Origin of the sequence: Arthrobacter ramosus (assembly GCF_039535095.1) — a bacterium.
Taxonomy (GTDB): Bacteria; Actinomycetota; Actinomycetes; order Actinomycetales; family Micrococcaceae; genus Arthrobacter; species Arthrobacter ramosus.
On sequence record NZ_BAAAWN010000001.1, the window covers coordinates 363887 to 377209 of the forward strand.

Sequence of the window (13323 nt, forward strand, 5' to 3'; positions counted from 1 at the left end):
ATGGTCCTTTCCTAGAGAGCGTTAGCGGCCTTGGCAGATGCTGCGTTTGCTGCGTTTGCAACGGCTGCGGCGACATCGGCGGCAACGTGGGGGTCGAAGACGCTGGGGATAATGTAGCTCGCATTCAGTTCATCATCTGCAACCCGGTTGGCGATAGCCTCCGCGGCGGCCACGAGCATTTCCGGGATGATGTCCGATGCTCCGGCGTCGAGCAGTCCGCGGAAAAAGCCCGGGAAAGCCAGCACGTTGTTGATCTGGTTGGGGAAGTCGCTCCGGCCGGTGGCGACGACGGCTGCGTGCCTGGACGCAATCACAGGGTCGATTTCCGGAGTGGGGTTGGCCATGGCGAACACGATCGCGTCCTCTGCCATAGAGGCGACCTGCTCTTCGCCGATCACGTGGGGAGCGCTGACGCCGATGAACACGTCCGCACCCTTGAGGGCTTCGTGCAGCGTGCCGGAGAAACCGGCCTCGTTGGTGTTCGCGGCGATCCAGGAACGGTGTTCGTCGTCGTACTTTTCGCCCGAGTGGATGGCGCCGGAACGGCCTGCGGCGACGATGTGCTGCGCGCCCTGGGCCTTGAGGAGCTGGATGATCGCCGAGCCGGCAGCGCCGACGCCGGAGACCACAATCTTGACCTCAGACAGCTTCTTGTCCACGACGCGCAATGCGTTGACGAGCGCCGCGAGCGTGACAATTGCCGTTCCGTGCTGGTCGTCGTGGAAGACGGGGATGTCCAGCTCGTCGCGGAGCCGCTTCTCGATTTCGAAGCAGCGCGGGGCTGCGATGTCTTCAAGGTTGATGCCGCCGTAGACCGGAGCCATGGCCTTGGCGATCATGATGATTTCTTCAGTGTCCTGGGTGTCCAGGCAGACCGGCCAGGCGTCGACGTTGGCGAACTGCTTGAACAGCGCGGCCTTGCCTTCCATGACAGGCAGGGCTGCGGCCGGGCCGATGTTGCCCAGGCCAAGGACGGCCGAACCGTCGGTGAGGACGGCGATGGTGTTGCGCTTGACGGTCAGGTTACGGGCAGCGGCCGGGTCCTCGGCGATGGCGAGGCAGACGCGTGCGACGCCGGGAGTGTAGGCGCGCGAAAGGTCGTCGCGGTTGCGCAGGGCCACCTTCGGGACGACCTCGAGCTTGCCTCCCAGGTGCATGAGGAAGGTGCGGTCCGAGACGTGCTGGACAGTGACGCCGTCGAGCGCGTTGAGGGCGTCCTTGACGCGGTTGGCGTGGTCTTCGTCCGTGGTATTGCAGGTGACGTCGACAACCAGGGTGTCGTGGTGCGACTCGGTCACATCCAGTGCGGTGACGGCCGCACCGACGGCGGCGACGGCTGCGGCCAGCTCGCTCGTGGCTGTGAAGCTCGACGGCGCGGCGACGCGCAGGGTGATCGAATTTCCGGGGCTCGGGTTCGCCATTGAATTTCCTCCTCGTACAGGCCCGTGGTGGGCCTCCGCTCAAACCGAATGTTTTCGTATTATGGATATTATTATCTACAAAGTGGAAACACAAGCCCTGATTGATAGGCAAGCATTCCGGCGTCGCGTGCTGTATCTTGAGTGTTCTAAGCAATTCTTTTCACGATGCGGATAAGAGTTGTCGGATTCCGAGCCATAGGAGACAACGGAATGGCTGAAAAGCCCTCGGGAGGCGTGCAGTCCGTCGAGCGCGTCTTCGAACTGCTGGAACTCATCACTGACGCCGGCGGGGACGTCACGTTGAGCGAACTGTCGTCGTCGACAGACCTGCCGCTCCCCACCATCCACCGCCTGCTGCGCACCTTGGTGTCCCTCGGCTACATCCGGCAACTGCCCAATCGTCGCTACGCGCTTGGCCCTCGGCTCATCCGGCTTGGCGAAGGCGCCAACAAGCAACTCGGAGCCTTGGCGAGTCCCCAGTTGAAGTCCCTCGTGGACCGGCTCGGCGAAACGTCCAACATGGCCGTGCTGGATTCCGACATGGTCATCTACGTGGCCCAGGTTCCGTCACTGCACTCCATGCGCATGTTCACCGAGGTGGGCCGCCGCGCCCATACGCACGACACTGGCGTCGGAAAGGCCATCTTGGCCCAGCTGGATGACGAGGTGGTCCGCGGCATCGTGGCCCGCACGGGCATGCCGACTCCCACGGCAAAGAGCATCGGGGACATTGACTCCCTCCTCGCCGATTTGAACCGGATCCGCGAACGCGGCTACTCGATCGACGAGGAAGAGCAGGAGATCGGCGTCCGTTGCTTCGCGATGGCCGTCCCCAACGCTCCGACGCCGACCGCCATTTCCGTTTCCGGACCGGTCTCCCGGGTGGACCAGCACTTTGCCGACCGCGCCGTGCCCTTGCTGCGGGAAGCCGCCCTCGCAATCTCGGCCGAATTGAACCAGAACTAGGCTGTCCCAACGCTCGCTCACCTATGTCGGGTTTCAGGCGGACGCTCGCTCACCCTCGGCCAAAAGGGGTCAAAAGTGAGCGAGCGTCCGGCGGTTCCTGTTTTCGTGAGGGCAGGCGCTCAGACGAGGGCGCCGTCGTTCGCTTCGACGCCGTTTGGCTCCAGGTTGATCATCGGAGAGCGCTTTTCGAAGTACCAGAAGGTCAACAGGCCCAAGGCGCAACCGAGGAACCAGCTGTAATTGCCGATCCACGTTGCGTTGACCGTGGTGGCTCCCGAGTCCAGGAGTGCCTTGGGGATCAGGACCGAGGCGATCGACACCACGCCGCTGATGGCCACCGCCATGACCGCGTTGGGGTTGTAGCCGTTGCGGAACCAATACTTGCCGCTTGGCTTCATCGTGTACATGTCCTCAACCCACACCTTCTGCTTTCCCACGAGGTAGTAGCCGGCGATCAGGATGCCGAAGAGCGGACCGATCAACGCTCCCAGCACGCCGAGGGTGTAGTGGATGGCGTCGTCGTTCGAGTACCAGTTCCAGGGGGTCAAGATGACGGATCCGACGGCGGCGATCATGCCACCCATGCGCCAGCTGATCTTCTGCGGGCTCACGTTGGAGAAGTCGAACGCGGGCGAGATGAAGTTGGCAACGATGTTGATGCCTACGGTCGCGATGACGAAGGTCAATCCACCGAGCAGCACGGCGAACACCGAATCGATTTCCTGAACGGTCTTGACGGGGTCCGTGATGAGGTGACCGAAGACCGGGATGGTGGCTGACGCCGTGATGACCGTGAGCAGCGAGAAGAACAGGAAGTTGACGGGCAGACCCAGGAGGTTGCCCTTCTTGACTGCCTTGAAGCTCTTCCCGTAACGCGCGAAGTCGCCGAAGTTGAGCATGGGGCCGGAGAAATAGGACACCACCAAGGCGATCGCGGAAATCATGACCGGGATGGACGCAGCGAAGCCGAGCGGTTCGCCGGCGGACAGGTTCAGGCTGATGTTGCTGATGCCTGCCTTGGATACCAAGTAGATGGCAAGGACCAGCATGACCACGTATACGGCTGGACCGGCGAAGTCGATGAACTTGCGGATGCTTTCCATTCCGTTCCAGAACAATGCGGCCTGGGCTACCCAGAGGATTCCGTAGCAGATCCAACCCAGGGCCGAAAGGCCGAGGAAGCTGTATTGGTGGACGTCGTACAACGGTTTCATGGCCGGGAAGAACTTCAGGAACACGATCACCAGCGCTTCGGAGGCGAGGAAGGTCTGCACTCCGTACCAGGCGACGGCGATCAGGCCGCGGATGATGGCCGGGATGTTGGCGCCCTTGACGCCGAAGACCGCCCGGTTGATCACGGGGTACGGGACGCCTGTCTTTTGGCTGGGCTTCGCCACCAGGTTGCAAAAGACCTGGACAATGACGATGCCCACCAGCAGGGCCACCAACACTTGCCAGCTCGCCAACCCGAGGGCGAAGAGGCTGCCCGCCGTCACATAGCCGCCGATGCTGTGGACGTCTGACATCCAGAAGGCAAACAGGTTGTAGCTGCTCCAGCGCTGGTTCTTCAGGGGCGCCAGGTCTTCATTGCTGAGCCGTGGATCGCGGTGTGCGGCGGCTTCGTCAACCGGGCTGTCAAGGAGGGTGCCAGGCGCACCCGTTTGCTCTGGGGCGAGTTGTGCTTCAGCCATCGGTTCCTCGAATCAGGGTTTTCCACGACAGGGGCAGTCGTTTCACTGATTCAATTGAATGGAACAGATGTTTCAGCGCCGTTTCCGGGCCGCTAACTCTTCTTTACGCTTGCGGTCGCGGGTGCCAGCGCTTGCTGCGGCCGGCGTCCGCGTGTGGGGCGGCCAGTCGCCGTCGGACTACCGCCGCTCGATCTCTTCGAGTGAGTCGAACACCCCGGTGATTTCCAGGACGCGATCCCTTCCTGAACGGCCCTTCGCCGCCAACACGCCGTTCGCGAGGACGCTCATGAGGCTCATGGCCGACGCATAGCTGTCAAAGGCGGCGCTGCCTTCCACCGGGCATTCGATCCAGAGGGAGGCATCGGCCGAAAGCCAGCGGGCGCTGGGGTCTCCGATCAGGATGGTGCTCGCGCCGGTGGCGGTAGCGGCCCTCAGGACGTGATGGAAACGGTCGGGCCTGCGCCGGAAGCCAAGCAGGACCACGACGTCGTTCCCGTCCAGTCCGGCAAGTTCTTCGCCTACACTTTGGCCTGGCTGAGGGGCCAGATTTACTGAGGAACGGCATTGCAGAAGCTGCTGCCGGAGGTGGAGGGCTACGGGGAAACTGTTGCGGAAACCGATCAGCAGGACATTCCGGGCCTCAGCCAGTTGTTGTGCCACCTTGAGGAGGCGATCGTCGCCGAGCGTGTCGAAAAGGCGGTCCAGGTTCTGCTGTTCCTGTGCCAGATGCAGGGGGAGCCTGCCGTCGCCCTCCTGCCTGGCGAGCGGCACTCCGCTGGTCCTCAGGCTCCGGGTGTGTTCCTTGACCTCGCTGAAATCGGCGAATCCGAGGCGGCGGAAGAGCCTGCTCATGGTGGCCTTGGAAACGCCGCTCAGCTGGGCCAGCTCGGCCGCGTTGTAGACGGCAAGGTCGCCCAGACGGTCCAACAGGGTATCCGCCGCCTTTTGTTCCTGCGGCCCAAGCTCCGAGTAGTGTTGTTGGATTCGCTCATCGATCCTCATGAAACAACCGTCTCACGCGAAACCGTATCTCGCGCGAAATGGCAGGTGTTGCCCTTCTTGGGAATAGGGGCAGCACCTGCCAGTTCGGCGCAGAAAGCCGTTAGTGCTCGGCGGGGGTGTCCGACTTGAGCGGCACTTCTTTGCCTTCGGCGTCGATCAGTTTGCCGTTCTCGAAGCGGTCGCCATGCGCGAGGCAGGCAATGTCCGCTTCGCTGACCACGCGGCCCGTGCCTGCCACGAACACCGATTGGTTGTCCGAGTTGCCCGCCTTGAGGTGGTTGAAGAGCACGTTCAGCAGGATGGCCATGATGGCTGCCGAGCTGATGCCCGAGTGGAAGATCGTGGAGAACCAGGACGGGAACTGGTCGTAGAACTTCGGGGCGGCGATCGGGATCATGCCGAAGCCGATGGACGCGGCCACGATGATCAGGTTCATATTGTTGCGGTACTCCACCTTGGAGAGCGTCCGGATGCCGCTTGCGGCCACAGTTCCGAAGAGTACGACGCCGGCGCCGCCCAGGACGGGCGTGGGAACCGCTGCGACAACTCGCCCGAGGACGGGCAGCAGTCCGAGGACCACCAGGATGAACCCGCCGGCGCTGACCACGAAGCGGCTCTTGATGCCGGTGATGGCCACGAGGCCGACGTTCTGGGCGAAGGCGCTCTGGGTGAAGGAATTGAAGATCGGGGAGATGGCGCTGGAGAGCATGTCCGCCCGGAGGCCGTTGCCGATACGGCGTGAATCGACTTTGGTTTCCACGATTTCCCCGACGGCGATGATGTCCGCCGAGGTTTCGGTCAGGGTGACCAGGATGACGATCAGCATCGAAACAATGGACGCGATTTCGAAGGTGGGAGCACCGAACGCGAACGGTGTGGGGAAGGCCACCATCGGACCTTGGCCAACCTTGGAGAAATCGGCCATGCCGGTGGCGAGGGCGATGACGGTCCCGATGACCATGGCAAGGAGGATGGACAGGCGCGAGATGGCCGCGTTGCCGACCTTGCTCAGGAGCAGGACGATGCCCATCGTGGCCGCGGCGAGTCCGATGTTCGCCACGCTGCCGTAGTTGGGTGCGGCGCTGTTGCCGCCCATAGCCCAGTTGGCCGCAACGGGCATGAGGGTCAGCCCGATGGTGGTGATGACGGTGCCTGTGACTACGGGTGGGAAGAATTTGATGATCTTGGAGAAAAGCGGTGTGATTACCAGGCCGATCAGGGACGCCACCATGACCGAGCCGAACACCGCCTGGATCCCGCCCCCGCCGTTGACGATCGCCACCATCGTGGAAACGCCGGCGAAGGACACGCCCTGGACCAGCGGCAGTTGCGATCCGAAGAACGGGATGCCGACAGTCTGCAGAATGGTGGCGAGGCCGCCGACAAACAGGCAGGCCGCGATCAGGAGGCCGATGTTCTGCGAGGACATGCCTGCGGCGGCTCCGATGATGAGGGGCGGGGCGATGATGCCGCCGTACATGGTCAAGACGTGCTGGAAGCCGTAGGCGAACGTGCTCCCGATCGAGAGTCGCTTGTCCTCGGGGCGGGCTGGCCCGGACGCTGCGGGGCGGGTTTTATTCTTCGTGTTCATGGCAGACTTTCTTGGTTCATGGCAGACGTCTTTGTCTGGCTAACTTTGTCTGGCTAACAATGTGGATTTTGGGTGCGAGTGATCGCCCAACTGACTCGCATTTGATGTCGTTTTGAGGCTCCATAACGACACTTGCTGCGAGTCAGTTGGGCGGGTACCTCGGGGTCAGCAGAAGCCGGCGATGCCGCTCCACGCAGCCGGGGCAGGTGTGGTGTTGTCGCGCTGGACCGTGGCTTCGATCAAGCCGTACGGACGGTCCGCGGCGAAGAAGACCTCGTTGGGGTTGTCGAGGCCGAACGGGCTGAGGTCAACCAGGAAGTGGTGCTTGTTGGGCATCGAGAACTTGATCTCGTCCACTTCGCTGTGGGCCTCCAGGACCTTCTTGCCCATGTCGAACAGGGTCTGCTGCAGGGCGTGGGAGTAGTTCTCCGTGAAGCCTTCCAGGAGCAGGGCCTTGATGTCCTCATAGCTCTTGTTGAAGTCGGTCCCGGCAACGTCGAGCCCGGTGCTGTAGCGCCAGCGGGCCGAGACATCGGTGGCGAGGATGCGGTCCGTGGTCTCGGGCAGCGTGGTGTACCGGTCGCGGGGGTAGCCCACGAAGCCGGACTGCGTGGTCTTGAGGACGGTCAGGTCCTTGAGGCCGGAGATGACGTGCGTTGTGTTGCCTTCACGGACCACGACGGCGGTGCGGACTTCCTGCCCCTTGCGGACAAAGCTGTGGTCGTGTTCGGAGCCGTGTGCCTGGATGCGGTCCCAGGTGTAGGCCTCGGCTTCCCAGCGGCCGCCCGTAACCCACTCGAAGCCTGAGGTGAAGTGTTCGCTCAGGCGCAGGAGGAAGGCTTCGGGGGAGCCGATACCGTCGCGGGCAAAGGCGTAGATGGTGTTCTTCTGGGTGTCCGTGGCGACGACGTGTGCGTTGTCGCCTTGGAGGTGCGCAGCCTGGAAGTCGCCACGCAATTGCGAGGTGACGTTAAGGTCTTCGATCTGGTGGCGGTCGGTGTCGCGGGTGACTTTGACGACGCGGACTTCTGCCTTGCCGTACTGGTTGTCGCCGAGGACGATGTTGTTGCTCATGGTCATATCCCAACTTCTGTGAGGTGGAACCACTAAGGTCCACCAATGAAATTAAGCGCGTGTTTCATACGCGTTTCTGGTGGAGCCGACCCAACAAAAAAGAGCCGGCATCCGTTGATGCCAGCTCATTACGACCCTGCCTGCTGCTCCCAGGTTACGTGACCTGCGCCACGAATTGAAGAAAGCGTAGCTCACGTCTGCCAGTGGTGTACATCACTTCCGGAGAATCGTTATCTACTTTCTGATTGTGACTGACGGCGGCTGGCCGCAGGGGCATGGTCCCATGGGCGCCTCTTGACGTGATTCGGGAATCCCCCCTACCATTTCCATATAACAAAAAATGTTTTCCAAGATGCGGAAGTTGCGAACAGCCCGACGAAGGGCCTGAACCGCATCGCCGCGGAGAACTTGAGCGCATGAAATAGGAGGACAGATGGACTCGCAGGATAAGAACAAGGTCGTGGAATTCCCCGCGCCCGGCCAGGAACTGTACCTGCCGTTCGGCGCTACGGATCCTGACTTCTACATTCCGGCCGACTGTGACCGCATGCCCGGGACTTTCTCCCGTTGGCTGCGCGCCCTTCCGGTATTCGGCCGGCAGCGTTCCTAGGGCTCCTGCCCCTGGGGATGAGGGACTCTGCGCAACAGAGCCAAAAAGGCGGGCGGCACTGAACTCCCAACTAAGGGGAGGTGCCGTCCGCCGCTTTGTTCGTGGGACGGGAATTTCGCCCGGGAACCTACATTGGCAGGGCCTTGGCGATGGTCGAAACGATCATGCTCGCTTTGACGGACACCAGGATCAAGCTCACGGCGGTCAGGCCAATCAGTGCCCAAACCGGCGCGAGTCCGCGCTGCGGGGCGACCTTGTGGACGATCACTGAACGGCCCACCACGTAGACTCCGGCGCCCAGGAAGGCCCACGCCCAGTGGAAGGGGCGGACCACCCCGTCCCTCTGCAGCTTTTGCCAGTCGAGGTAGGACAAGAGAACGCTGACCCCGTAGATGAGCCAGGACGAGATAACCAGCAGGAAATATGGAACGCTGAACGCGCTGGGATCGAGGGTCGGTACGCGCCGAGCGCCGACATATCGCAGGTGGAAGACCGGATTCCAGAGCATCAGGATAATCAGTGTGATCACCGGCAGCAGCGTGACGAGCCAGATAAACGGATTGTAGACCGGCGTCTGCTTGCTGATTTCCGGGCGCGGCGCGGGCTGGACCGGTCCCGCGTATTGCCCAGGTCCCGCGTATTGCCCGGGCCGCGCGGCCGCGGGCCACGCCGCGCCAGGCTGACCAGCACCGGGCTGACCTGCTCCTGCTTGGGCCCCGCCGGTCTGGGCCGGTGGGTTCCAGGCGTTTCCAGTCCAGGCGTTACCGTCCCACCACCGTAGTTGCCCGGAGCCCGAAGGGTCCGGGTACCAACCTGGAGGAGTCGGCGTGTTGTGCTGGGGGACGGTCATGATTTGCCTCCTGATCTACGACCTAATCGAGAGGCTACTCCTAACCGCTGATGATTTTCTGTGCGGCGGCTGAGTGTTTGGCAATAAGTTCCGGGATGTCCAGACCCGGAATCTGGCCGTCCACAACGCGCCACTTGCCGCCCACCATGACGCGGTCGGCGCGGTCCGCCGCGCAGAGCAACAATGCCGCGACGGGATCATGGCTGCCGGAGAAACGCAGCCCCTCGGGCTTGAACAAGGCAAGGTCTGCCTGCATCCCGGGAGCAATCTGGCCGATGTCGGTGCGGCCCAACACCGCAGCGGATCCCAGCGTCGCCCAGCCGAGCGCACGCTCCACCGGGACGTCCGCGCCATAGCGCAGCCGCTGCAGATACAGCGCTTGCCGCGCTTCGAGGATCATATTGGAGGCATCGTTCGACGCCGAACCGTCCACTCCCAGCCCTACCGGAACCCCGGCGGCCTCAAGTTCCAGCACCCGTGCGGTGCCGGACGCGAGCCGCATGTTCGACGTCGGGCAGTGCGCGACGGCGGTGCCCGCGGCACCCAGCCGGGCGATCTCGTCGTTGTCGAAATGGATCCCGTGGCCAAGCCAAGTGCGCTTTCCGAGCCAGCCGACGCTGTCCAAATAATCGACCGTGCGCAGTCCGAACATCTCGCGGCAGAAATCTTCCTCGTCGATGGTTTCCGCGAGGTGCGTGTGAAGCCGGACATCCAACCGTTCGGCCATGGCAGCGCTCTCGGCCATGATCTCCCTGGTCACCGAGAATGGCGAGCAAGGGGCCAAGGCGATCTGGATGACTGCGCCGTCTCCGCGTTCGTGGTACTTCCCGATCAGCCGTTCGCTGTCCGCGAGGATCACCTCCGGGCGCTGCACCGTGGATCGAGGCGGCAGGCCGCCGTCGTCCTCGCCCAGCGTCATGGACCCGCGGGTGAGCGTGGCGCGCATGCCGAGTTCACGCACGACGCCGACCTCGACGTCGATCGCGTCCTCAAGTCCCGCGGGGAAGAGGTAGTGGTGGTCGGCCGCCGTGGTGCAACCGGAAAGCAGGAGTTCCGCAAGCGCAACTTTCACGGCAAGTTCGAGGCTGTCCGGCGTCAGCCGCGCCCACACGGGATAGAGGTTCTGCAGCCATGGAAACAGGGGAGCGTTGGCCACCGGACCCCAGGCGCGGGTGAGCGTTTGGTAGAAGTGGTGGTGCGTGTTGATGAGCCCTGGCAGCAGGACGTGGCTGCCGGCGTCGAAAGTTTCATGGCACGGCGCGGATGGACGCTTTCCGGCGGGGACGAGCTCGGCGATTTTCCCATCGCTGACCACGATGCCGCCGCGGGCGTCGAGCCCGTTGGCCGTGAACACATCGAGGGGATTCTTGATCCAGAGCCGGGAAGAGGCTGGATCCGTCGCCGGGGCTGCTGGCTGGAAATCGGATTTCGGGGACACGGGAATCCTTGTCTGGTCGGCGTAGTTGCGTTCCAGCTCAGTGGTTCCTGTCTGCTGATCCAGGTTCCGGCGGGTCATCCCTGCCGATGGCACCCAGCGTAAGTGGCTCGCCGAAGTGCGTCAATGTGACTGACGCTCAAGCCCGGCCTCCCGCCCGGCCAACAGCCGAATTTCACATGTCGAAACTTTTTTTCCAGAAACTATGGCGCGGCTCACATCTCCGGTGCTAATCTCAATTTGCCAAAGGCGGGCACCCGGACTCCGGGAAGCTATCTACCAGGCGAAACCTTCAAAAGCACGCGCTGAAGCCTGGTAATCGCAGCACTGGTCTGTCACGTTCAGATGCCTCCCTGGTTACAGGCTTCCTCAGCACAAAGGAAGTCGCACATGAGTACCACCGTCACGGCCGAACATTTCTTGGCCACCTCCATTGAGCTGGCAACAGCCAATGTCCTCAACAGCGGCGGGCCGTTCGGGGCCGTCATTGTCACCGCGGACGGCCGCGCCTTCGAAGGCGTCAACCGGGTCACCGCAAGCAACGACCCCACGGCGCACGCCGAGGTCACCGCCATCCGCAATGCCTGCCGCGAGCTCGGCACCTTCGATCTCAGCGGAGCCACCCTCTACACGAGCTGCGAGCCATGCCCCATGTGCCTGGCCTCGGCTCTCTGGGCACGCATTGACAATGTGGTCTTCGCAGCAGACCGGCACGACGCCGCCTCCGTCGGCTTCGACGACGCCGTCTTCTACGAATACTTCGAGAACGAAGACCGGGACAAGCTCATGCCGGTCCGCAAACTGGAACTGGGCGACCCCCAGGCGCCGGCCATACTGGAACCGTTCAACACCTGGAACACGCTTGACTCCAGGATTGACTACTAGGGCCCGGTGGCTGAAATGACAATCCTGGACCCCGCAGAAATGCGAACGGCAACTGAAAAGCAGGCTGCGCCCTTGGGCGCAGGGCAGACAGATGCACGCGAAAAGCACACGGCAACCGGACTGGCACAGCGGGGCAGCAGCCCCAGGCCCCCGGCGTCGAACTCCTTCCTGGATCGTTTCTTCCAGATCACCAAGCGTGGCTCCACGCTGGCCCGCGAATTCCGCGGCGGCATCGTCACGTTCTTCACGATGGCCTACATCGTTATCCTCAACCCCCTGATCCTGGGCGGATTCTCGGCCCAGAACGCACCCACGGATGTGGCGGGCGGATGGTTGTCCGCCGCGCAGGTCGGGGCAGTCACCGGCCTGACCGCCGGCGTCATGACGGTCCTCTTCGGCCTTATCGCGAACCTGCCGTTCGGGCTCGCCGCAGGCTTGGGAATCAACTCGTTCCTCGCAGTCGCCGTCATCCACGAAGTCACCTGGCCGGAAGCCATGGGCCTGGTGGTCATCAACGGCATCCTGATTGTCCTGTTCGGCGTCACGGGTGCCCGGACCGCGATCTTCAAGGCTGTCCCCAAGGAACTCAAGGCCGCCATCACCGTTGGCATCGGCCTGTTCATCGCCTTCATCGGCTTCGTCGATTCCGGCTTCGTCCGCGCCACAAAAGGCGGACCGCCGGTACAGCTCGGCAACGATGGTTCCATCACCTCTATACCGACCCTTGTTTTCATTGTCGGTCTGCTGGTCATGGGAATCCTCGTGGCCCGTAAGATCCAGGGCGGCCTCCTGATCGGAATCGTCGCCACCACGGTCCTCGCCGCCGTCGTCGAGGCCGTCATGCACATCGGGCCTGGCAGCGCCGCCAATCCCGGTGGCTGGCATCTCAACACTCCGGTACTGTCCGGCCAGCTGGTTTCCGCACCGGACTTCAGCCTGGTGGGCCACTTCGACCTCTTCGGTTCGTTCTCGCGGATCGGCGGCCTGGCGGCCACGATGCTGGTGTTCACCCTGGTGTTCACCAACTTCTTCGACGCCATGGGCACCATGACCGGCCTCGCCAAGAGCGCCGGCGTGGCATACAAGGACGGGACGTTCCCCAAGCTCAAGTCGGCCTTCATCGTCGAAGGCCTGGGCGCGGTAGCCGGCGGCGCGACGTCGGGCTCGTCCAACACCGTGTACATCGACTCCGCTGCCGGGATTGGCGAAGGCGCCCGCACGGGCCTGGCGTCGGTAGTCACCGGGCTGCTGTTCCTGGGTTCGATGTTCCTGACCCCGCTCACCAGCGTGGTTCCGCTCGAGGTCGCAGCCGCGGCCCTGGTGGTGGTGGGCGCCATGATGATGGCGCAGATCCGCGAGATCAAGTTCTCCAAGTTCTCCGTGGCCCTGCCCGCCTTCCTCACCATCGTCACCATGCCGCTGACGTACTCCATCGCCAACGGCATCGGCGTCGGATTCATCTCCTGGGCCGTGATCCATGCGGCATCGGGGAAGTGCAAGAAAGTCCATCCGCTCATGTGGGTGGTGACCGTGGGCTTCTTGGTCTACTTTGCCCGCGGGCCGATCAGCGCCCTCTTGGGATCATGACCGAGGGTAGCCGGCCAGGAGCGTAGCCGGCCATTGAGGCGGCGGTCCGGCCGCAAGTCACCGCAATGAATAGGCGTCCGCCGATCGTCCCCAAGCGCATAGCGCGGACGACGACGGCGGGCGGCGGTGGGGTGCGGCCGCTCCGCTAAGGACCGGGGTGGGAAATGAGAGGCCCGCCCCGGTCCTCTTCACGCAACGGGTTGCCCGTTTA

At 63.1% G+C, this 13323-nt stretch carries 11 protein-coding genes; 4 read left to right on the forward strand and 7 right to left on the reverse strand.

Going from position 1 to position 13323, the window contains the following annotated elements:
- Positions 1 to 11: 11 nt before the first annotated feature.
- Positions 12 to 1421, reverse strand: a complete 1410-nt coding sequence (locus ABD742_RS01760) for an NAD-dependent malic enzyme (protein ID WP_234753412.1) — start codon at positions 1419 to 1421, stop codon at positions 12 to 14.
- 210 nt (positions 1422 to 1631) lie between these two features.
- On the opposite strand from ABD742_RS01760, the gene ABD742_RS01765 reads away from it, so the two are divergent.
- The gene (locus ABD742_RS01765; RefSeq protein ID WP_234753414.1) at positions 1632 to 2387 is read left to right on the forward strand and encodes an IclR family transcriptional regulator; all 756 of its coding nucleotides are present in this window, start codon (positions 1632 to 1634) and stop codon (positions 2385 to 2387) included.
- Positions 2388 to 2506: 119 nt separating this feature from the next.
- On the opposite strand, the gene ABD742_RS01770 is transcribed toward ABD742_RS01765, so the two are convergent.
- From ABD742_RS01770 to pucL, 4 genes are all read right to left on the reverse strand, one after another.
- The gene (locus ABD742_RS01770) at positions 2507 to 4078 is read right to left on the reverse strand and encodes an NCS1 family nucleobase:cation symporter-1 (RefSeq protein WP_234753416.1); all 1572 of its coding nucleotides are present in this window, start codon (positions 4076 to 4078) and stop codon (positions 2507 to 2509) included.
- Positions 4079 to 4255: 177 nt separating this feature from the next.
- Positions 4256 to 5080, reverse strand: a complete 825-nt coding sequence (locus ABD742_RS01775) for a MurR/RpiR family transcriptional regulator (RefSeq protein ID WP_234753418.1) — start codon at positions 5078 to 5080, stop codon at positions 4256 to 4258.
- A gap of 100 nt (positions 5081 to 5180) precedes the next feature.
- Entirely contained in the window at positions 5181 to 6671 is a 1491-nt protein-coding gene (locus tag ABD742_RS01780) for a nucleobase:cation symporter-2 family protein (RefSeq protein WP_234753421.1), read from the reverse strand.
- A gap of 165 nt (positions 6672 to 6836) precedes the next feature.
- Positions 6837 to 7751, reverse strand: coding sequence for a factor-independent urate hydroxylase (gene pucL, locus ABD742_RS01785; protein WP_234753423.1), 915 nt, complete (start codon positions 7749 to 7751; stop codon positions 6837 to 6839).
- A gap of 427 nt (positions 7752 to 8178) precedes the next feature.
- Between pucL and ABD742_RS01790 the strand changes: the two genes are divergently transcribed.
- Complete coding sequence (locus ABD742_RS01790; protein WP_234753425.1) at positions 8179 to 8355, forward strand: hypothetical protein; 177 nt, start codon at positions 8179 to 8181, stop codon at positions 8353 to 8355.
- Between the two features lie 127 nt (positions 8356 to 8482).
- Here ABD742_RS01790 and ABD742_RS01795 read toward each other — a convergent pair whose 3' ends face one another.
- Positions 8483 to 9205 (reverse strand): DUF2510 domain-containing protein, encoded by a 723-nt coding sequence (locus tag ABD742_RS01795; protein ID WP_234753427.1) that lies wholly within the window; start codon positions 9203 to 9205, stop codon positions 8483 to 8485.
- 40 nt (positions 9206 to 9245) lie between these two features.
- Positions 9246 to 10643 (reverse strand): 8-oxoguanine deaminase, encoded by a 1398-nt coding sequence (locus tag ABD742_RS01800; protein ID WP_344787031.1) that lies wholly within the window; start codon positions 10641 to 10643, stop codon positions 9246 to 9248.
- 387 nt (positions 10644 to 11030) lie between these two features.
- Between ABD742_RS01800 and ABD742_RS01805 the strand changes: the two genes are divergently transcribed.
- Positions 11031 to 11525, forward strand: coding sequence for a nucleoside deaminase (locus ABD742_RS01805; protein WP_234753431.1), 495 nt, complete (start codon positions 11031 to 11033; stop codon positions 11523 to 11525).
- A 15-nt stretch (positions 11526 to 11540) separates the two neighbouring features.
- Positions 11541 to 13112 (forward strand): NCS2 family permease, encoded by a 1572-nt coding sequence (locus ABD742_RS01810; RefSeq protein WP_268819482.1) that lies wholly within the window; start codon positions 11541 to 11543, stop codon positions 13110 to 13112.
- Positions 13113 to 13323 lie beyond the last annotated feature (211 nt).